The 19,326-nt window shown below is 71.7% G+C and carries 15 protein-coding genes; 7 read left to right on the forward strand and 8 right to left on the reverse strand.

Features of this window, described 5'->3' with window-relative positions; all coding sequences use genetic code 11:
• Positions 1–7 precede the first annotated feature (7 nt).
• Complete coding sequence (locus tag FBY40_RS17045) at positions 8–631, reverse strand: NUDIX hydrolase family protein (RefSeq protein WP_124292320.1); 624 nt, start codon at positions 629–631, stop codon at positions 8–10.
• 86 nt (positions 632–717) lie between these two features.
• Between FBY40_RS17045 and FBY40_RS17050 the strand changes: the two genes are divergently transcribed.
• Entirely contained in the window at positions 718–1,401 is a 684-nt protein-coding gene (locus tag FBY40_RS17050) for an alpha/beta hydrolase (RefSeq protein WP_141939912.1), read from the forward strand.
• Between the two features lie 32 nt (positions 1,402–1,433).
• On the opposite strand, the gene FBY40_RS17055 is transcribed toward FBY40_RS17050, so the two are convergent.
• Positions 1,434–1,793, reverse strand: a complete 360-nt coding sequence (locus tag FBY40_RS17055) for a hypothetical protein (protein WP_200830012.1) — start codon at positions 1,791–1,793, stop codon at positions 1,434–1,436.
• Positions 1,794–2,856: 1,063 nt separating this feature from the next.
• Here FBY40_RS17055 and FBY40_RS17065 point away from each other — a divergent pair.
• The 5 genes from FBY40_RS17065 (at position 2,857) to FBY40_RS17085 (ending at position 11,278) form a co-directional block, all read left to right on the forward strand.
• On the forward strand, positions 2,857–4,485 hold the full coding sequence (locus tag FBY40_RS17065) for an ABC-F family ATP-binding cassette domain-containing protein (protein WP_141939913.1): 1,629 nt from the start codon (positions 2,857–2,859) through the stop codon (positions 4,483–4,485).
• 55 nt (positions 4,486–4,540) lie between these two features.
• A complete protein-coding gene (locus tag FBY40_RS17070; protein WP_141939914.1) occupies positions 4,541–9,295 on the forward strand; it encodes an ATP-dependent helicase in 4,755 nt (1,584 codons plus the stop codon).
• Positions 9,288–10,061, forward strand: coding sequence for a DNA-formamidopyrimidine glycosylase family protein (locus FBY40_RS17075; RefSeq protein ID WP_141939915.1), 774 nt, complete (start codon positions 9,288–9,290; stop codon positions 10,059–10,061). Before FBY40_RS17070 ends, FBY40_RS17075 begins: the two co-directional genes overlap by 8 nt.
• Before the next feature lie 152 nt (positions 10,062–10,213).
• Entirely contained in the window at positions 10,214–10,621 is a 408-nt protein-coding gene (locus tag FBY40_RS17080; protein ID WP_141939916.1) for a transferase, read from the forward strand.
• 45 nt (positions 10,622–10,666) lie between these two features.
• A complete protein-coding gene (locus tag FBY40_RS17085) occupies positions 10,667–11,278 on the forward strand; it encodes a LysR substrate-binding domain-containing protein (RefSeq protein WP_141939917.1) in 612 nt (203 codons plus the stop codon).
• A 192-nt stretch (positions 11,279–11,470) separates the two neighbouring features.
• Here the strand turns inward: FBY40_RS17085 and FBY40_RS17090 are convergent, their stop codons facing one another.
• From FBY40_RS17090 to FBY40_RS17105, 4 genes are read right to left on the reverse strand one after another with little or no spacing between them, the layout of a single operon-like run.
• The gene (locus FBY40_RS17090; protein WP_235015011.1) at positions 11,471–13,918 is read right to left on the reverse strand and encodes a CHAT domain-containing protein; all 2,448 of its coding nucleotides are present in this window, start codon (positions 13,916–13,918) and stop codon (positions 11,471–11,473) included.
• 38 nt (positions 13,919–13,956) lie between these two features.
• The gene (locus tag FBY40_RS17095; RefSeq protein ID WP_141939918.1) at positions 13,957–15,594 is read right to left on the reverse strand and encodes a S8/S53 family peptidase; all 1,638 of its coding nucleotides are present in this window, start codon (positions 15,592–15,594) and stop codon (positions 13,957–13,959) included.
• Positions 15,595–15,647: 53 nt separating this feature from the next.
• The gene (locus tag FBY40_RS17100) at positions 15,648–16,118 is read right to left on the reverse strand and encodes a hypothetical protein (RefSeq protein ID WP_141939919.1); all 471 of its coding nucleotides are present in this window, start codon (positions 16,116–16,118) and stop codon (positions 15,648–15,650) included.
• The gene (locus FBY40_RS17105) at positions 16,105–16,722 is read right to left on the reverse strand and encodes an RNA polymerase sigma factor (protein ID WP_235015012.1); all 618 of its coding nucleotides are present in this window, start codon (positions 16,720–16,722) and stop codon (positions 16,105–16,107) included. The genes FBY40_RS17100 and FBY40_RS17105 overlap by 14 nt, the downstream gene beginning before the upstream one ends.
• Positions 16,723–16,800: 78 nt before the next feature.
• Here FBY40_RS17105 and FBY40_RS17110 point away from each other — a divergent pair, with 78 nt between their 5' ends.
• Complete coding sequence (locus FBY40_RS17110) at positions 16,801–17,547, forward strand: glutamine amidotransferase-related protein (protein ID WP_141939921.1); 747 nt, start codon at positions 16,801–16,803, stop codon at positions 17,545–17,547.
• Between the two features lie 21 nt (positions 17,548–17,568).
• Here FBY40_RS17110 and FBY40_RS17115 read toward each other — a convergent pair whose 3' ends face one another.
• Both FBY40_RS17115 and FBY40_RS17120 read right to left on the reverse strand, forming a co-directional pair.
• A complete protein-coding gene (locus FBY40_RS17115; RefSeq protein ID WP_141939922.1) occupies positions 17,569–18,060 on the reverse strand; it encodes a glutaminase in 492 nt (163 codons plus the stop codon).
• Entirely contained in the window at positions 18,057–19,277 is a 1,221-nt protein-coding gene (locus FBY40_RS17120) for a cation:proton antiporter (protein WP_200830013.1), read from the reverse strand. Before FBY40_RS17120 ends, FBY40_RS17115 begins: the two co-directional genes overlap by 4 nt.
• Between the last annotated feature and the right edge of the window lie 49 nt (positions 19,278–19,326).

The following is a 19,326-nucleotide window of genomic DNA, read 5'->3' on the forward strand; positions in this document are numbered from 1 at the left end:
GTCCCTCTCAGCGCAGCGCGCCCACGCTCGCCAGCGCGAGGCGGATGAGGGTTCCCCGGCCCCCCTCCATCTCGGCCGCGACGGCATCGGACGACGCCTCGTCGGGCGAGAGCCAGGTGACTTCCAGGGCGTCCTGCCGCGGCTCGCAGGTACCGGTGACCGGAACGACGAACGCCAGCGACACCGCGTGCTGCCGGTCGTCGTGGAAGGCGCTGACGCCGGGGAGGGGGAAGTACTCGGCGACGGTGAAGGGCACCGGCTGCGGCGGCAGCAGCGGAAAGGCCATCGGGCCGAGGTCGTTCTCAAGGTGACGGAACAGCGCGTCGCGCACCGTCTCGCCATACCGCACCCGCCCCGACACGATCGAACGGGTGATCTCGCCGACGGGGGTCGCGCGCAGCAGGATGCCGACCTGGATCACCTGCCCCATGCCGTCGGTGCGGACGGGGATGGCCTCGACGTAGAGCATCGGGAGGCGCCGGCGGGCCTCGGCCAGCTCGATGTCGCTCAGCCATCCGGGGTTGGCCGACGAGCCCGTCGAGCCCCCGCCGAGTCCGTCGAGCGGGTCGCGGCGAGCGCTGCGGGCGTCGTCGTTCTCGCTCGGGTCGGGATCAGGGGTACGCACCGGCATAGGTCATGTATACCCCGAGGTATCGGGATCACCGAGGAGCACGGACGTCGGGCGGACCTGTCGGGAGCCTCTGGAAGGATGTCGGCATGTCCGACGAGCCCGCTCCCGCCCTCGCCCTCGACGACGACCTGGTGCTGTGGTCGGCGGATCCCGACGACCGCGCCGGGCGGCCGCTGCTGGTGCTGCTGCACGGCTACGGCGCCGATGAGCGCGACCTCTTCGGGCTCGTCCCCTTCCTCCCGTCCGACTTCGTGGTCGCCGCGGTGCGGGCACCGCTCACCCCGCCGTGGCCGTCGCCCGGATACTCCTGGTACCCCATCGAGGGTCTGCAGAGCCGCGATCCGGGGGCTGTCACGTCGGCTGCGCAGGCATTGCTGCGCTGGCTGGATGCCGCGGCCACGCCGGCGACGACCGTCGGCCTGCTGGGGTTCTCGCAGGGTGCCGCCGTCGCTCTGCAGGCGCTTCGCCTGAATCACGAGCGGTTCGCCTTCGCGGTGAACCTGTCGGGCTACGTCACGCCGGGGGCGCTCTCGGGCGACGCCGCCCTCGCTGCCCGCCGTCCCCCGGTGTTCTGGGGTCGCGGCTCCCGCGACGACGTCATCCCCGCCGCTCTGGTGGAGCACACCACGAGCTGGCTCCCCGAGCATGTCGACCTCAGCGGGAGGCTGTACCCGGGGCTCACCCACAGCGTCTCCGAGGACGAGCTGCGCGATGTGCAGGTCTTCCTCGACAAGCGTCTCGCCGCGATGACGGAGGCCGAGGCCGGGTAGGTCGAACGGAGGTCGAGCCGAGAGGGTCGGTGTCAGTCGCCTCCGCCACCCCCGCCGCCCCCTTCGCCGGCGCCGGCGCCTCCGTCGAAGCCGCCGTCGGTGGAGTGCCGGTCATCCCAGGTCGCAGCCCCCGTCGCTCCGGCGGTCTCCCCTCCGCCCGAGCGATCGGGGCGACGCGTCGACGGCGACCGAGCCGCGCCGAACGCCAGGGCGAGTGCCAACCCGAGCCCCACACCGATGGCGATGCCCACGGCGACGTCGCTGAGCGCCGAACCGATCGCCACGCCCACGGCGACTCCGATGGCGATCCCGCCGAACCATCCCCCTGCCCACCGATCGGGGCGACCCCCGTCGGCGCCTCGATCGGTGGGCAGGGGCCTCACGCTACGCACGGCGCCTTCCGTGCGCGTCCCTCGCCGGGCGGACTCCGCTCCGCCCCTCGGCGGAGTGTGCGAGGGGCGCGCGATCGGGTCGCCGGGTCGCCGTGCGCATGGCGCGCGGCACGCGACCCGTCACAAAGTGCGGCTCGCGCATCGCCAGGGCAGCATTTCTTGACGGGTGGCCGAATCGTCGGGCCGCCGGGCCGCCGGGCCGCCGGGCCGCCGGGCCGCCGGGCCGTCGGGCCGCCGGGCCGCCGGGCCGTCGGGCCGTCGGGCGCGGAGCGCGCGCTCCGCGCTCTCCGCGCGACCCGGCCGTGATTGCGCGAAGCGCCGCTCACCCCGCGACCCGTCAGAAAATGCGGCCCGCACGGCCCACGGGCAGCGTTTCTCGACGATCGGCCACGCGCCGGCGCGCGCGAAGCGCCGCTCACCCCGCGACCCGTCAGAAAATGCGGCCCGCACGGCCCACGGGCAGCGTTTCTCGACGGATCGGCCACGCGCCGGCGCGCGCGAAGCGCCGCTCGCCCCGCGACCCGTCAGAAAGTGCGGCCTGGGCGGCCCACGGGCAGCGTTTCTCGACGGGTCGAAGCCGCTTCGCCCCTGCGCGCGACGCGCCGCTCGCCCCGCGACCCGTCTAAGAGTGCGGCTCGCTCGGCGCGAGGGCGACGTTTTCCGACGGATCGGTCACGCGCCGGCGTGCGTGACGCCGCTCGCCCCCGCGACCCGCCAAAGAATGCGGGTTGCACGGCCCACGGGCAGCGTTTCTCGACGATCGGCCACGCGCCGGCGCGCGCGAAGCGCCGCTCACCCCGCGACCCGTCAGAAAGTGCGGCCTGGGCGGCCCACGGGCAGCGTTCTTCGACGGGTCGACGATGGAACCCCACCCCTTGCGAGGCACCCGGGATGACCCGCTACAGTGTTCAGGTCCTGTTCCCGACGTGAGGAAATCCGGTGAAGGTATCCGACGGCTCCGCGTTCACGCGCTGACACCGTCGACCCGCCGCATCCGTCAGGTCTTCTCTGCCGCATCTCGGCGCCCGGTGTCTGCGCATCCCTCAGACATCCGGGAGGCCTCGTGCCGCAGTCATCCGTTCATCCCTCCGTCGTCCTCGACGACGTCTCGTTCCACTGGCCCGACGGGACGGTCGCGCTCCGCGACGTCTCGGGCTCCTTCCCCGCGGGCCGCACGGGCCTCGTCGGCCGAAACGGCACGGGCAAGACCACTCTCCTCCGCCTCATCGCCGGCGACCTGATCCCGGCGGCGGGGCGCATCCAGCGCACCGCCGATGTGGCGACCCTCGCGCAGCGGCTGACGCTCGACGTCGACATCCCCGTCGCCGACCTGTTGGGCGCCGGTCCGGCCCTGCGCGCGGTCCGTGCGATCGAGGCCGGCGATGTCGACCCCCAGCACTTCGACACCGTCGGCGACGACTGGGACATCGAGGCGCGCTGCCACGCCGCCCTCGCAGAGGCGGGTCTCAGGCCCGACATGCTCGATCGCCGCGTGGGAGAACTGTCGGGCGGCGAGGCCGTGCTCGCCGCGATCGCGGGCATCCGCGCGGGCGGGGCGACCATCACCCTGCTCGACGAGCCGACGAACAACCTCGATCGCGATGCGCGCCACCACCTCTACGACCTGGTCGACCAGTGGCAGGGAACGCTCATCGTCGTCAGCCACGACACCGCCCTGCTCGAGCGCATGGACGACACCGCCGAGCTCTACGACCACACGCTGTCGGTGTTCGGCGGGCCCTACTCGCAGTGGCGAGCCTGGCTCGATGCGGAACAGGACGCAGCGCGCCAGGCCGAGCGTGCCGCTGCGCAGCGCTACCGCCGAGAGCGGCGCGACCGCATCGAAGCCGAGACGAAGATCTCGCACCGCATGGCGATGGGACGCAAGGCGGAGCGCGAGAAGCGCGTCCCGAAGATCGTCGCAGGCGGGCTGAAGCGGGCCGCACAGGTGTCCGCCGGCAAGTACCGCGGCGAGATGGCCGACCGCGAGCAGGCTGCCCGTGCGGATCTCGACCTCGCCGAGCGGCGGATCCGCGACGACGATGCGGTGCGCATCGACCTCCCCGACCCGGGGGTCGCGGCGGGACGCCGCATCGCCACCCTCTCCGGCGACGACCGCGCGTGGATCATCCAGGGCCCGGAGCGCGTGGCCCTCGTCGGCCCGAACGGGGCGGGGAAGACCACTGCGCTGGAACGCCTCGTCGGCGGGGGCGGTTGCGTCGGCGACATCCTGCTCGAACCTCACACCGACCGGATCGGCTACCTTCCGCAGCGGGTGGACGGGCTGAACGATCAGGAATCCGTGCTCGCGAACATCGCCGCCGCCGCGCCGCACACCGGCACGGTGGAACTGCGCAACCGGCTCGCGCGATTCCTCATCCGGGGTGCGGCGGTCGATCGACCGGTGTCGGCGCTGTCAGGCGGGGAGCGATTCCGGGTGGCGCTGGCCCACCTCCTCCTGGCCGACCCGGCGCCTCACCTTCTGGTGCTCGACGAACCGACGAACAACCTCGATCTCGACACCGTCGACCAGCTCGTCGCCGCACTCTCGTCGTACCGGGGGGCCGTGCTGGTCGTGAGCCACGACGACGCGTTCCTCCGCCGGCTCGGCGTGGACCTCGTGCTCGAGTTGAGGGACGGTGTGCTGCGGGAGACGGACCTCAGCGGGGACAAGCCGCTGGACGTGGAGTGAGGAAGAGGCCGGTCAAGCCCGCCCCGATGTCGGAGGTGCGCGGGAAGATGGGGGGATGAGCGACGCCTCGACGGTGGCGGCACCTGAGGTGCTCGGCCGCTTCGGTCCTGCGACCCAGGACTGGTTCCGTGGCGCCTTCGCCGAACCGACGGCGGCGCAAGCCGGGGCATGGGATGCGATCTCCCACGGCAAGCACGCACTCGTGGTCGCGCCGACCGGCTCGGGGAAGACCCTGTCGGCATTCCTGTGGGCGATCGACCGCATCTTCCGGGAGAAGGATGCTCCGGCGAAGACCTCCGACGATGCTCCCCGCCGCCGCCGCGGCGGCACCCGGGCGACCCCTCCCGCTCAAACCCGGGTGCTCTACATCTCGCCGCTGAAGGCCCTGGGCGTCGACGTCGAGCGCAACCTCCGGTCTCCGCTTGTCGGCATCGGCCAATCGGGGCGCCGGCTCGGCCAGCCCGTGCCGAACGTCACCGTCGGCGTGCGCTCGGGCGACACCTCCTCGAGCGACCGCCGCAAGCTCGTCACCGATCCTCCCGACATCCTGATCACCACGCCCGAGTCGCTGTATCTCATGCTCACCAGCCAGGCCGGTGAGACTCTCCGCGAGGTGCACACCGTCATCATCGACGAGGTGCACGCCGTGGCCGCCACCAAGCGCGGTGCACACCTGGCGGTGAGCCTCGAGCGCCTCGACGCGTTGCGGCAGTCGCACGACGCCGGCGTGGCACCAGCGCAGCGCATCGGCTTGTCGGCCACCGTTCGGCCGATCGACGAGGTCGCGCGCTTCCTCGGGGGATCGCAACCGGTCGAGATCGTCGCGCCACCGTCGACCAAGGCCTTCGACCTGCGCGTCGTGGTGCCCGTCGAAGACATGCTCAATCCGCCGCCGCCTCCGGGAGCGCCCCCCGAACCGGTGGACGGCGGCGACGCCTCCGGTGACTGGTACGCGCCCGACTCCGCTCCGGAGGAGCGGACCGGATCGCTGTGGCCGCACGTCGAGGAGGCGATCGTCGATCGCATCCTCGCCCACCGGTCGACGATCGTGTTCTCCAACTCTCGACGTCTCGCCGAGCGATTGACCGGCCGGCTGAACGAGATCTACGCCGAGCGCATCGGCGCCGAGATCCCAGATCCGACGGCCCCCGCCGCGATGATGTCTCAGGCCGGGTCGTCGGCAGGCGCGCCCGCCGTCCTCGCCAAGGCCCACCACGGCTCGGTGTCGAAGGAGCAGCGCGCCCAGGTCGAGGAAGAGCTGAAGTCGGGCGTGCTCCGCTGCGTCGTGGCGACGTCGAGCCTCGAGCTCGGTATCGACATGGGCGCGGTCGATCTCGTCATCCAGGTCGAGGCTCCCCCGTCGGCGGCATCGGGGCTGCAGCGCATCGGCCGCGCGGGCCACCAGGTGGGCGAGGTGAGCCGCGCCGCCCTGTTCCCCAAGCACCGCGGCGATGTGCTGCACACCGCGATCGTCACCGAGCGGATGCTCGCCGGGAAGATCGAGGCGATCGCGGTCCCGCAGAATCCCCTCGACATCCTCGCCCAGCAGACCGTCGCCGCATGCGCCCTCGGACCGATCGACGTGGAGGGCTGGTTCGAGACGGTCAAGCGCAGCGCCCCTTTCCGCACCCTCCCCCGCTCCGCCTACGAGGCCACGCTCGACCTGCTGGCCGGGCGCTTCCCGTCGGACGAGTTCGCTGAGCTCCGGCCGAGGCTGGTGTGGGATCGCGACCACGGCACCCTCACCGGTCGTCCCGGCTCCCAGCGGATCGCCGTGACGAGTGGGGGGACGATCCCCGACCGAGGCCTGTTCGGGGTGTTCGTCGCCGGAGAGAGCAGCAACGCCCGCGTCGGCGAGCTCGACGAGGAGATGGTCTACGAATCCCGGGTCAATGACGTGTTCACCCTCGGCACGACCAGCTGGCGAATCGTGGAGATCACTCACGACCGGGTGAACGTCGTGCCGGCCTTCGGTCAGCCGGGCAAGCTCCCCTTCTGGCACGGTGACGGCATCGGTCGTCCCGCAGAGCTCGGCGAGGCCCTCGGGAAGTTCTCCCGAGAGGTGACGTCGGCGGGGCCCGAGAAGGCGGCGCAACGCCTCGACGCCGCCGGCCTCGACCCGCACGCGCAGCAGAACCTCCTCACCTACCTCGCCGAGCAGCGCGAGGCCACCGGATCCCTCCCGACAGACCGCACGCTCACGGTCGAGCGCTCCCGCGACGAGGTCGGCGATTGGCGGGTCATCCTTCATTCCCCGTTCGGCATGCAGGTGCACGCGCCTTGGGCGCTCGCGGTGAACGCCCGGATCCGCGAGCGCCTCGGCGTCGAAGGCGCGGCCGTCGCCAGCGACGACGGCATCATCGCCCGGGTGCCGGATGCCACGGCGGAGCCGCCCGGCGCGGAGCTGTTCGTGTTCGAACTCGACGAGCTCGAGCAGATCGTCACCGACGAGGTCGGCGGATCGGCGCTGTTCGCCTCCCGGTTCCGCGAATGCGCCGCGCGCGCCCTCCTCATGCCGCGGACGAACCCCAACCGCCGAAGCCCGCTGTGGCAGCAGCGTCAACGTGCCGCCCAGCTGCTCGAGGTCGCGCGGCGCTACCCGACCTTCCCGATCATCCTCGAGACACTCCGCGAAGTGCTGCAGGACGTGTACGACCTGCCGGCGTTGCTGCGCATCGCCGCGAGCATCGCCGATCGCCGCATCCGACTCATCGAGACGACCACCAGCCAGCCGTCGCCCTTCGCCCGCGACCTCCTGTTCGGGTACGTCGGGGCGTTCATGTACGAGGGCGACTCGCCCCTGGCCGAGCGTCGCGCTGCCGCGCTGTCCGTCGACCCCGCGCTCCTGGGTGAGCTGCTCGGCAAGGTCGAGATGCGAGAGCTGCTCGACCCGGACGTCATCGCGCAGTTCGAACGCGAAGTGCAGCGGCTCGATCCCGAACGCCGCGTGAAGGGGATCGAAGGGGTCGCCGATCTGCTCCGACTTCTGGGGCCCCTCGACGCCGACGACGTCACCGCGCGCCTTCAGCCGGACGAGGGGTCGCCGTCCGCCGTTCCCGAGCGGCAGACCGCCCTGGCGCTTCTCGACGCCCTCGTCGAGGCGCGACGCGCGATCCCCGTCACCATCGGCGGGGTACCCCGCGTCGCCGGTATCGAAGACGCCGGTCGCCTGCGCGACGCGTTGGGAGTGGCCCTGCCCGTGGGCATCCCGGTGGCGTTCCTCGAGCCGCTGGCCGATCCACTGGGCGACCTCGTCGCGCGCTACGCGCGCACCCACGGCCCGTTCCGAACCGATGACGTCGCCACCCGCCTGGGCATCGGCACCGCCGTCGCCCGCCTCACCCTGCAGCGCCTCGAAGCGCAGGGACGCCTCTCGAGCGGGTTCTTCCTTCCCGTGGGCGACGACCGGACCGGTCGCGCCGAGGAGGCCGAGTGGTGCGACAGCGAGGTGCTGCGCCGCCTGCGGATGCGCTCGCTGGCCGCCATCCGCGGCAGCGTCGAGCCCGTTCCCCCCGACGCCTTCGCGCGATTCCTGCCCGAATGGCAGCATGTCACCCGGCCCCTCGAAGGCATCGACGGCGTCGCCGCCGTCGTCGAGCAGCTGGCGGGGGTTCCCATCCCGGCCAGCGCATGGGAGTCGCTCATCCTCCCGTCGCGTGTCAGCGACTACTCCCCGGCCCTGCTGGACGAGCTGACCACCAGCGGTGAGGTGGTCTGGTCCGGACACGGCTCGCTCCCCGGACGCGACGGCTGGATCGCCCTGCATCCGGCCGACACCGTTCCGCTCACGCTCGCACCGATCGAGGACGAGCTCGCGGAGGATTCGCTCGAAGCCCGCATCATCGAGGTGCTCGAGGCCGGTGGCGCGTATTTCGCGGCTCAGTTGCGCTCGCTGGCCCACGCCGAGAACGAGCAGTCCGTGATCGATGCCCTCTGGGCGCTGACGTGGACCGGTCGCGTCACCAACGACACCTTCGCGCCTATCCGAACTCTTCTCGCCGGGGGCTCGCAGGCCCACCGGGTCAGCCGGCGGGCGCCGCGCGCGCGGATGTATCGCGGCGCGGCCCTGCCCCGTGTCACCCCGTCGGCGCCGCCACGCCCGCCGGCGATCGGCGGGCGCTGGTCGCTCCTTCCCGCGGTCGAGCCCGACCCCGCGCTGCGGGCGACGGCGGCGGCGAGCCTGCTGCTCGACCGCTACGGCGTGGTGACGCGCGGCTCCGTTCAATCCGAGGGGACGCCCGGTGGCTTCGCTCAGGCTTATCGCGTGCTCGCGGGCTTCGAGGAGGCCGGCCACTGCCGACGCGGGTACGTGATCGAGAAGCTCGGCGCCGCCCAGTTCGCCGCGTCGAGCACGGTCGATCGCCTGCGCCACTTCGCCGCTCTGCCCGACCCGCCGCCACGGGCGGCCGTCACCCTCGCTGCGACCGATCCCGCCAACCCTTACGGCGCCGCTCTGGGGTGGCCACGTGTCGAGGGCGTCTCCCACCGGCCCGGCCGGAAAGCCGGCGGCCTCGTCGTCCTGGTCGACGGTCGTCTGGTGCTGTACGTCGAGCGCGGGGGCAAATCGACGCTCGCATTCACCGACGATGTCGCCTCGCTGCAGTCGGCGGCGCGCGACCTGGCCGCGACGATCGCCGCGCGCCGGCTCGACACGGTGACGATCGAACAGGTCAACGGCTCGTTCGTTCTCGGCACGCCCGTGGGAGGCGCACTGCGTGAGGCCGGTTTCGTCGAAAGCCCCCGTGGTCTGACGCTGCGCCGCGCCACCGCGGCCGCAGCCGGTGCGGGAGGACCGGGGCGCCGTGCCTGAGGGCGACACCGTCTTCCGTGCGGCGCGACGGCTTCACGAGGCACTCGCCGGTCATCCGGTGGCGCGTTTCGACCTGCGGGTTCCGCAGGTGGCGACGGTCGATCTGACCGGAGAGACCGTGCACGCGGTGGTCCCGCGGGGCAAGCACATCCTGCACCGCATCGGCTCCTGGACCTTGCACAGCCATCTCAAGATGGAGGGCGAGTGGCACGTCTATCGCCGCGGCGGGCGGTGGCGCAAACCCGGGTACAAGGCCCGCGCCATCGTCGGCACGACGGAGTGGGACACCGTCGGCTTCGACCTGGCGGACATCGCCGTCGTCCCGACCGAACGGGAAGGCGAGCTCGTGGATCACCTCGGCCCCGATCCGCTGTCGAAGGACTGGGACCCCGCCGAGGCGGCACGACGGCTCTCGTCGGACCCCCGCGAGATTCATGTCGCCCTGCTGGAGCAGCGACACGTCGCGGGGTTCGGCAACGAGTACGCCAACGAGATCCTCTTCGTCCGCGGCATCCTCCCCACCACCCCCGCACCCGAGGTCGACGCGGCAGCGCTACTCGATGTCGGGGTACGGATGATCCGAGCCAACCGCGACCGCTCGGGCCGCACGTTCACCGGCGACTCGCGCCCCGGGCAGAGCACCTGGGTCTACCGCCGCGAGGGACGGCCCTGCCGACGATGCGGCACACAGATCATCGGCGGAGAACTCGGGGCTGATCCGACGCGGGAACGCATCATCTTCTGGTGCCCGGTCTGCCAGACCTGAACCGTCCGACCCGTCGACCCATCCGCTGCGTACCTCTGCGACGAAGACTTTGCAAGCCCCTGCATCCAAGAAGGCTGATGCGAGGGAATGTATCTGTGCAGGCATCGGTTGTATCTGTACTCGGCGCAACAACCGCGCTGAAGGAGGAGATCGTGGGTAAGAACTACGTCGACATCGAGAACGACCAGGGCGAGACGCTCCGCTACCGCAAGCACGTCAACGGGCGCGGACTGATCGCTCACGGCGCAAAGGTGCACCCGACCGCCATCGTCGAGGCCGGCGCCTACGTCGAACCCGGTGCTCAGATCGCCGCCGGTGCTCGGGTCGGGCGCGGTGCGTGGATCGAGGCGGAGGCCATGATCGGTCCCGAGGTTCACATCGCTCCCCACGCCCACGTCGGACCCGGCGCGGTCATCGGCGGCGGCGCACGCATCGGCGTCCGCACGAACATCGGCGCGAACGCGCGGGTCGCGGTGAACTCCCTCATCCGCGACGACGAGACGATCGCCGACGGTGAGCGGGTGGCGACCGACCGCCGCGGTTTCCGGCTGGCCGCCTGACCCCATCCACCGCCCAGCGCCGTCGGCCGCGACTAGCCTGAACGCATGACGGCGCGGCCCTTCCTTCTCGGTGCAGTTCCCGGAGCCACCCCCGGCAAGTGGATCGGGATCTGGAAAGAGCGGATGCCGCGGGTCGCCCTCGAGCTCGTGCCGATCTCCGTGTCCGACCAGCGTCGACGTCTCGACACCGGGGAGGTCCATGCGGCTCTCGTCCGCCAGCCCATCGACAAGGACGGGTTGTATCTCATCCCCCTCTACGACGAAGTGCCCGTCGTCGTCATGTCCACCGACTCCCACCTGACCGTCGCCGACGAGTTGAGCTTCGACGACCTGGCCGGGGAGACCGTCTTCACGCCGTCGGACGACGTGCTCGGCGTCGAGGTCGCAGGGACGACGGCAGCAACCTTCGGCGGCTCGCTCGACACCGCCGAGGCCATCGCCACCGCCGCGAGCGGTGCCGGAATCGTCATCGTCCCGATGTCGCTGGCGCGATTGCACCATCGCCGCGATGCGACGTTCCGTCCACTCGTCGACGGCCCCGTGTCATCCCTCGGTCTCGCGTGGCCCATCGATCCCCCCGACGGGGAGATCGACGCGCACATACAGACCTTCATCGGCATCGTCCGCGGTCGCAGCGCCCGTTCGTCGCGCACATGACGCAGGGGTGCCGCGGACCGAAACTCCCGCGACACCCCCGGAAGCGACACGGATCATCACGCCCCGCGGGAGCGCGCCCCCCGGCAGATCCTCGAGTGCCCCCCGGTCGGGCTTCGGCCGACCGCACTCACTGCCGCTTCACAGTGTCGGAGCCGCGCGACGGCTCCGTGATACACGCCGCGTGAGATTTCTTCAGAAGCCGCGGCCGTGCACCTGGAACGGCGCCCGGATCCCCGTCCGTCGCGCGGCAGCAGCGAGAGCCTCCGCCGGGGCCTCGCCCGCGGCAAGGCCCTCATGCATCACGGCCAGGAGCTCGCACGCGTCGTCGTCTGCCACCCGGACGGGCGCGGCGATCACCGACTCCGCTCCGCCGTGCAGCCAGATGCGGGCCATACCGAGCGCCTCCTCCCCCCACCGCACCGAGGACCGCCCGACCTCGCACGCCGAGAGCACCACGACACGGGGCACCTCGGGGATGAGATCGATGTCGTACCCGAAGAGCACGCCGTCGGTGAGCTCCAACCCCGAGAACAGCGGGTTGTCCGCGGTGTGACGACCGTGCGCGGCGATGTGGAGGACGTCCGACGACGCGGCCAGCCGGGCCGTCGCACGCACCGCCGCATCGTCGGCGAGGAGCATCGCCGACGATGGCCAGGCAGACCCCGCCCGGGCGACTTCCTCCTCACCGCGCGGCACCCCCGGGCCGACGACGAAGCCGGTCGCACCTCCCGCCACGGGTGTCACGGACATGGCGCGCACCCAGCGCGTCGCCGACGTCGCCGCCGTGAACACCCGCCCCTCCATCGACGGGAGCATCCCCCAGGGCACACCGCTGAGGATGCCGGGGACGGTGAGCACAAGTCGCCGACGGTCGGTGCGTGACAACGCGGGATCGAGGATGCCCGCGTCGAGCTCGGCGAGTCGGCTCTGCAGCGCGGCCTGCACGACGGAGACCATCGGTCCCGACCGCACCGCCGCCGCGATGTCCAGGTCGGCACGCAGTCCCGGCAGCAGCCGGCTGACCTGGTCGGGGTCAGCGAGACGGATGAGACTGTCCTGCTCACTGTCCGTCACCAGGACGGCGAGCTCGGCTCCGGTGTACAGGAAGCTCAGCACCGCGGTGTCGGCGCCGAGGACGCCGCGCAGGGTCTGCAGCGTCGCGCGCTCCGACATCTCTCCCGCGCGGGTTCCCGCCCACTGCCGTCGGCGCGCGCGTTCCCGCAGCTCGGCCGCGCGCGGGTCGTCGAGCCAGTCGATGCCCGTACGCTCCGCACGGATCGTGCGGAGTTCCGCCAGCTCGGCGGCCAGCTGCGGGTCGGGAGGCGGGCGGAGCGGGGTCGACTGCTGGCTGAGGTGTCGGGCGCGCTCCGCCCACGCGAATGCGACCTCCGGATCCTTCGAGCGCACGGCCGCGTCGAGACCGGCGTACATGAGGCGCGCGCCGTGCATCGCGGCGGAGGTCTGCAGATCGAGGCTGCCGAACGTGCCCGTCCACGACGCCAGGACGTCGATTCCCCGTGCCGCGTGTCGGCGCACGTCACCGTGCCGACCGCGCCACGCAGCACGCGCCGCTTTCACCTCTTGAGCGATGAGGCGCACTTCGAGGGGCGCGTCGTCACGGACCCGGACGCGCCGCCCGTCGAGCGAGGGGTCGGCCGCGGCCGCCGTGAGCCGCAGGGCGGTCGCCTCGCCGCGGAAGCCCGCTCGGACGAGATCGACCGCGACCTCCTCGACCCGCTGGGCGACCTCTTCCCTCGGGGCCCCGCGCGGGGGCTGCATCTCGGCGCGCAACCGGATCGCCTCCGCCCGGTGCGCCCACGCCTCGTTCCCGAGGCGTTGAAATCTGCGGGATGCTGCGAGCGCGACCTTTCGCGCCCGCGCGGGGTCGTGCGTGAGAAGCGATCGCGCCAGCTGGAACTCCGCCTCCGCCCGCGACTGCGGCATCCGGTGAGCGCCGAAGACGGCCGCGACCCGCTCGAGCAGGCGCTCGGCCTCGGTGGTCTGTCCCGCCTCTCGCAGCACCTCAGCTCGGTCCATGTCGCCCACCGCCCCCGCGACGGGGGTCGTCGCCGCGGCCGGCCTGGCGGTGAGCATCGCTTCGAGCGCCGTGACCAGGTCACCCGCGAGAAGCGCGATGTATCCGAGGTTGTGGCGAGCGTGCGCTTCGTCTGTCGCGAGGCCCGAGGCGGCGAAACGCGCGGCCGCCCATTCGGCGTCCGCGGCCGCCCCCTCGAGATCGCGCAGCTGCATCCGTCCCAGGCTCCGGTTCATCCGTACTCGGGCCGAGGCAAGCGGATCGGCGTCGTCGAGAGAAGCGACCGCCTCACCGAAGAGACGCTCGGCCTCGTCGAGCCGCCCGCCGTACATCGCCAGCGCCCCGAGCTGACCTCGCAGAATGGCGCGGGTATGCGCCGTCAGCCCGCGTGCCGAGAGGGCCTCTCGGAGCACCCGCTCGGCGGCGGCCGGCGACCCGGTGCGCTGCAGCGCCAGTGCGCGGGTCCCCTCGATGCGCGCGAGGAGGTCGGGATCACCCGTGCGGCCGGAGGCCTGCGCCAGCACGCGGAGCGCGCGTGCGTATCGTCCGGAGATGCACAGCTCGACGGCGAGTCGGTGCAGATCGTCGGCGCTTCTGGTGGCCACCCTTCATCTTCGCGCAGACAGGTCCGCCGCCGGGGATCTCAAGCGGGTGCCCGCGTCGTGCCCTTCCACTCCTTCTCGAGCTTCGCACCGGCCTTGCGGAGGGCCTTCACCCGAGGTCCGGGCTTGTCATCGAGCGAGCCGTCCATGAGCCCGACCCCAACCATCTCGGCGAGAGCGCCCGCGATGTGCGGGGCGGCGAAAGAGGTGCCGCTCCAGACGACGAAGCCTCCGGTGAAGTCATCGGGGTCGATCGTCTCGCGTCGGAGGCCGTAGCGGTCGTTGCGGGTGCCGGCCTGGATGCCCCCGTTCAGCGGCGGCGCCGAGCTGACAACGGCGACCCCCGGGGCGTACACGCGGACCCAGTCGCCGACGTTGCTGAAGAGGGCGACGCTCTTGCCGTTGGGGTTGAGCGCTCCGACCGACAGGTGCGGTGCGGCGTCATCGGGGTCCTCGACCGTGAAGTCGGCATCCGGCCACCGCCAGAGTGCGGCCGGGAATGCGGGGCGGTCGGTGGCGTCGTTGCCGGCGGAGCAGACGACGGCGCAGCCGTGGCGGCGCGCCGCCACCAGGTAGGTCACCAGCGTCTGGTCGAACTGACCGTCCTCGGGCGTCTCGTGGTAGTAGCTCAGGGAGAGGTTCAGCACGTCGATCGGCCGACCACCCTCACCGCGGGCGTAGCGGATCACCAGTTCCGCCACCGCGCGCACGGCCTCGAGGAACTCCCCCTCGAGGAGGGTCCCCTGGCTGTCGGCGACGCGGATGGAGATGAGATCGGCGTCGGGCGCGATCTGCCGGACCACCCCGGCGACGAAGGTGCCGTGTCCCGCGGCCTGGTCGAGGAAGCCGTCGAAGGGGCCCGACACGTCGCCGATCTCCTCCGGGTCGGTGGCCGCGCCCACGACGCCGACCGGCTCACCACCGTTGCGCAGATCACGATCGACGATGCTGTCGGGCAGCCACGCGTGCCGCCCGCATCCGGTGTCCATGAACGCGACGACGGGGCGCCGCCCCACGATGGAGTCGTCGTCGCGGCGAGGCGGGTCGCCGATGTACGACACGACCTCGCGACCACCGGAACCCGGGTAGGCGTAGGAACCCGGGCCGGGCGCGTTGGTCGACCCGTAGGGGTTCGTCGACCCGTAGGGGTTCGTCGACCCATAGGGATTCGTCGACCCATAGGGATTCGTCGACCCATAGGGGTTGGTCGACCCGTACGGGTCGATGGAGATGATGTGGTCGAGCCCGATCCCCGGCAGTCCTTTCCCTGAGCGGCCGCGCGCCCGCTGCAGAAGCCGCCACGCGTCGATGGGAGGCACCGGCTCGTCGTCGCGATCGGGCTGGGGATCGGGGAAGATCCGGGCAACGAGCACGAGAGGAAGACCGAGCTCGCGCCGTGCGGTGCCCGCCCGCTCCCGCGCCGCCTCGTCGGTGAGGCGCTCACCCCTCACCGTCTCCAGTCGCACACCCCATCCGAAGTCGCCGGCAGCGCCGCGGAGGATCGAGAGGATCTCGCCCAGCAGCTCGTCGTCGGTGACGAGGAGATGGTCGGGGTCGTACGCCGTCGGGTAGGGACGAACCCCCTCCACACGTTCGCTGGTCGGATCAAGCGGCACCCCGCGGGGGCGGGCGGCGTCGACGCGATCGCGCCAATCGGGTGTTCCGTCGGGTCGGACCATGGTGAAGCGTCTCCTCGATCAGTGGCGAGGCCGCGCCCGCGGGCGCGGCGGGATCAGATTTCGAACTGCGGGGTCTGGAATTCCCGCGGGCCGGTCTCCCCCTGCACTCCGGGAAGCGACAGACGCAGGCGGGTCAGGCCCGGTGGGATGTCGACGAAGGCGAACCGGCCGTGTTCACCGGCATCCGTCGTCCACTCGCGAGCCTGCTGCACGAGCCGGACCGACAACGGGGCCGCATCGACCCAGCCATCCACCCGGCGGTGGCCGTCGTCAGCGACGGAGAGATGCAGGAGCACGTTCGTGCGCCCGTCGCTGAACTGCAGCGTGGCCGTGTCGGCGTCGCCGCGGGTCGCCGCGAGCGTGCCCTCCACGAGCGTCAGCAGCGCGTATTCGCGGGAGAGGTCTTCGACCGCCACGGCGGCGACCATCCGGTCGACCAGGCCCGCCGGCATCGGGTCGACCTCCTCCCACACCGCGCGCAGCCGTGCGAACAGACGGGCATCGGCGGAATCATCCGTCGTCATCTCTGCCGTCCTCTCCTTCCTCTGCGAGGATCGCCCGCAGTTTGCTGAGACACCGCTGCCTCGTCGGACCGATGGAGCCGACCGGCATCGCGAGATCTGTCGCGATGCGGGCGTAATCGGGTCGTTCGTCGAAGGCGACCACGCGCAGCAGACGTTGGCACCGTTCGTTGAGTCGGGCCACCGCGATCCACAGACGCCGCGACGCATCGTCGCGAAGCGCCGTCTGCTCGGCCGACTCCTCGGTCGGCAGGTGAGGCTCCAGGCTGTCGACCTCGGTGGGGTCGGCACGTCGCTGCTGGCGACCGACCCGCCACGCCTCGCGGCGGGCGGTGGTGGTGAGCCAGCCCGAGACGGCGAGGGGCTCCACGATCGATTCGTGGCGACGCACCAGGGTCAGCCACGTGGTCTGCACGACATCCTGGGCGAGCGCGTGGTCGACGCCGTAGGCGCGGACGACGTGCCACAGGGTCGGAGTCATCAGTCGGACGAGGTCGTCCATCGCGCTGCGATCACCGTCTCGCCACCGCTGGAACAGGGTGGCGGCGAGCTCCCAACGCAGAGGGCGGGCAGGGTCGACCCCGGCATCCGCGTCAGCATGCGTCATAGCGCCCATTGTGGCCACACCCGTACAGAGGCACCACCCGGACGTGTGATACATCCTCGGCCGACCTAAACTTCACGGGTGACCTCCGCCGATCTGCTCTATCTCTGCGCGCGGCCCCAGGAGGCTGCGGCAGAGGCCGAATACGCGTCTTTCCGCGAGGCGATGGGCGTCGGCATCGAGCGGATGCACCGCCACGACCTGGTTCGCTCTCCTCTGCCTGATGATGCGCTCGAGACCTACCGCGCCGTGGTCGTCGGCGGGAGCCCCTTCAACGTCGTCGACCCGGAGTCGTCGAAGACCGATGTGCAGCGCCGCGTAGAGCGCGACCTCGAGCGGGTCGCCGCCGCCGCGGTGACGGGCGCATCCCTCGCGGCGATGTTCACCTGCTACGGCATCAGCGTGGTCACCCGCCTCCTCGGCGGCCAGGTCAGCCGCGGATTCCCCGAGGATGCCGGCCCGACCGACGTGTCGCTGACGCCGGCCGCCCAGGACGATCCGCTCTTCTCCTCACTCGCGTCGACGTTCTCTGCTCTGACCGGCCACAAGGAGGGCACCGCCGCCCTGCCGACGGGCGCGGTGCACCTCGCCACGAACGCGGCCTGCCCGGTGCAGGCCTACCGTGTCGGCGATCGGCTCTACACCACGCAGTTCCACCCCGAGCTGACCCCGCGGGCCTTCACCGAGCGCATGCAGGTCTACCGCAACGACGGCTACTACGACGCGCGCGACTACGACGTCATCGCCGACCGGGTGCTCGCCACGCCGGTCAGTGAACCAGCTCGCCTGCTGGCCGCGTTCGGCGCGCGCTTCGGCGCGCCGGCCTGACGCCTGCTCCCGCAGACGCCCTCAGGTCGCACCCCCGGGAGGATCGATCAGCAGACTGGCCCGTTCGTCGAGGTATCCCGCGAGCGGAACATAGCCGCCGGTCGCGCTCCATCGGACGCGCGGTTCGTCATCGACCATCTTCACCGGCCCGGATGCCGCGCCGCGGCCGATCGCGTCGAGGTCAAGTCGCTGCCATCCGATGTGGACGGTCTCACCCTCGGCGAACCCGCCCCGCCGAGCCGCCGCAGCAAGCTCCGCCCGCTGCCGCTGCGACTCCGCCGTGAACCCGCGCCGCACCTCGGCGCGCGCACGCAGGATGTCACCCGTCGCCAGCAGCTCGTCGTCGGTGAGCAGGAGCGTTCCGAGATGCCACGCCGCGCCCCGCCGGATGATCCGGGGAGCGCGGGGGATGCCGAGGAGGCGCCGAGGTGGGAGCAGTTCCCCGAGCCCCTCACGGGGCGCGTCGGCCAGCCGGGCACGGGCGGCGGCGAGCAGATCGTCGAGGGAGCTCACGCGGGATCGCTCATCGGGGCGGAATCCCACTCGAGACTGTCGCCGGCGGACCTCGCGCGCTTCCCGCGCGTGATCGCCGCGAGGAGCGGGAAGAGGAGGACTGAGAGCATCCCGGCCCCGACCAGCACCGCCGCCGTCGACCCTTCGAGCACCCGTTCGTCGACGCCGATGGTCGTCACCGCGACGATGATCGGCAGAGCGGTCGCGCCCATGAACATCGTCGCCACGCGGTCGCGCGCACTCGAGCCCGGCGGCGCAGCCAGCATCGAGGGAAGCCCCCGGACGACCAGCAGCCCGATGAGGGCGACGGGGACCGCCAAGAGCAGCAGCGGTTCGGCGAGGAGGCTCGCCAGATCGAACTCGATGCCGGTGTCGATGAAGAACACCGGGATGAGGAAGCCGAACGCCACCGCCTCGACCTTGGTCTCGACGTCTTTGCGCTGTTTCTCCCCCGCTCCGCGCATGAGAAGGCGCCAGATGACCCCGGCTGCGAAAGCGCCCAGCAGCACGTCGACTCCGAGGATGACGCTCAGGACCACCAGCGCGGCGATGATCAGGAACATCACCCGGATGGCGAACTGGCCCGAGGTGTGCAGCGTCGCGGTGACGACCGTGTAGAGCGGGCCCTGCGGCATCCGGTACGCGAGCACCATTGCACCGGCCGCGACCACGAGGAAGACCAGGAGGACCACGGTCGCCGTCCCGATGTCGCGTCCGCCGAGGAACAGCGTGATCGCGATGAGCGGACCGAACTCGCCGACGGTGCCGACCGCCATGACCGAGCGGCCGAACGGGGTGCGCAGGTCGCCGCTGTCGCGGAGGATCGGCACCAGGGCGCCGAGCGCCGTGGAGGCCAGCGCGATGCCGATGATGACGCCGGCCTCGCCCGGGGAGAGGACGAAGCCGATCCCCACGCCGACGGCGATGCTGATCGCCCAGCCGATCCACGCGAAGCGGCCGCTCCGGCCCCTCAGCGCACTCGCTTCGATCTCGGAGCCGGCGATGAAGAACAGCGCGACGAGTCCGAATTCGCTGAGGAAGTCGATGAACGCCGATTCGCCGACCCAGCCGAGCACCTGCGGCCCGACGAGGATCCCGAGGAGGAGCTCGAACACCACGATGGGCACGGCGACCCAGCGGCTGAGGCCGCGGACCAGCAGCGGCGCCGCGACGGCGACCAGCGCGATCACTACGGCGGCCATGTCCAACCCGTTCACGTGGCTCAGCGTAGCGAGCGGGTGGTCGCGAGTCAGCGCACAGCGTCGA

This window comes from Microbacterium sp. SLBN-154 (assembly GCF_006715565.1).
In the GTDB taxonomy this organism is placed as follows: domain Bacteria; phylum Actinomycetota; class Actinomycetes; order Actinomycetales; family Microbacteriaceae; genus Microbacterium.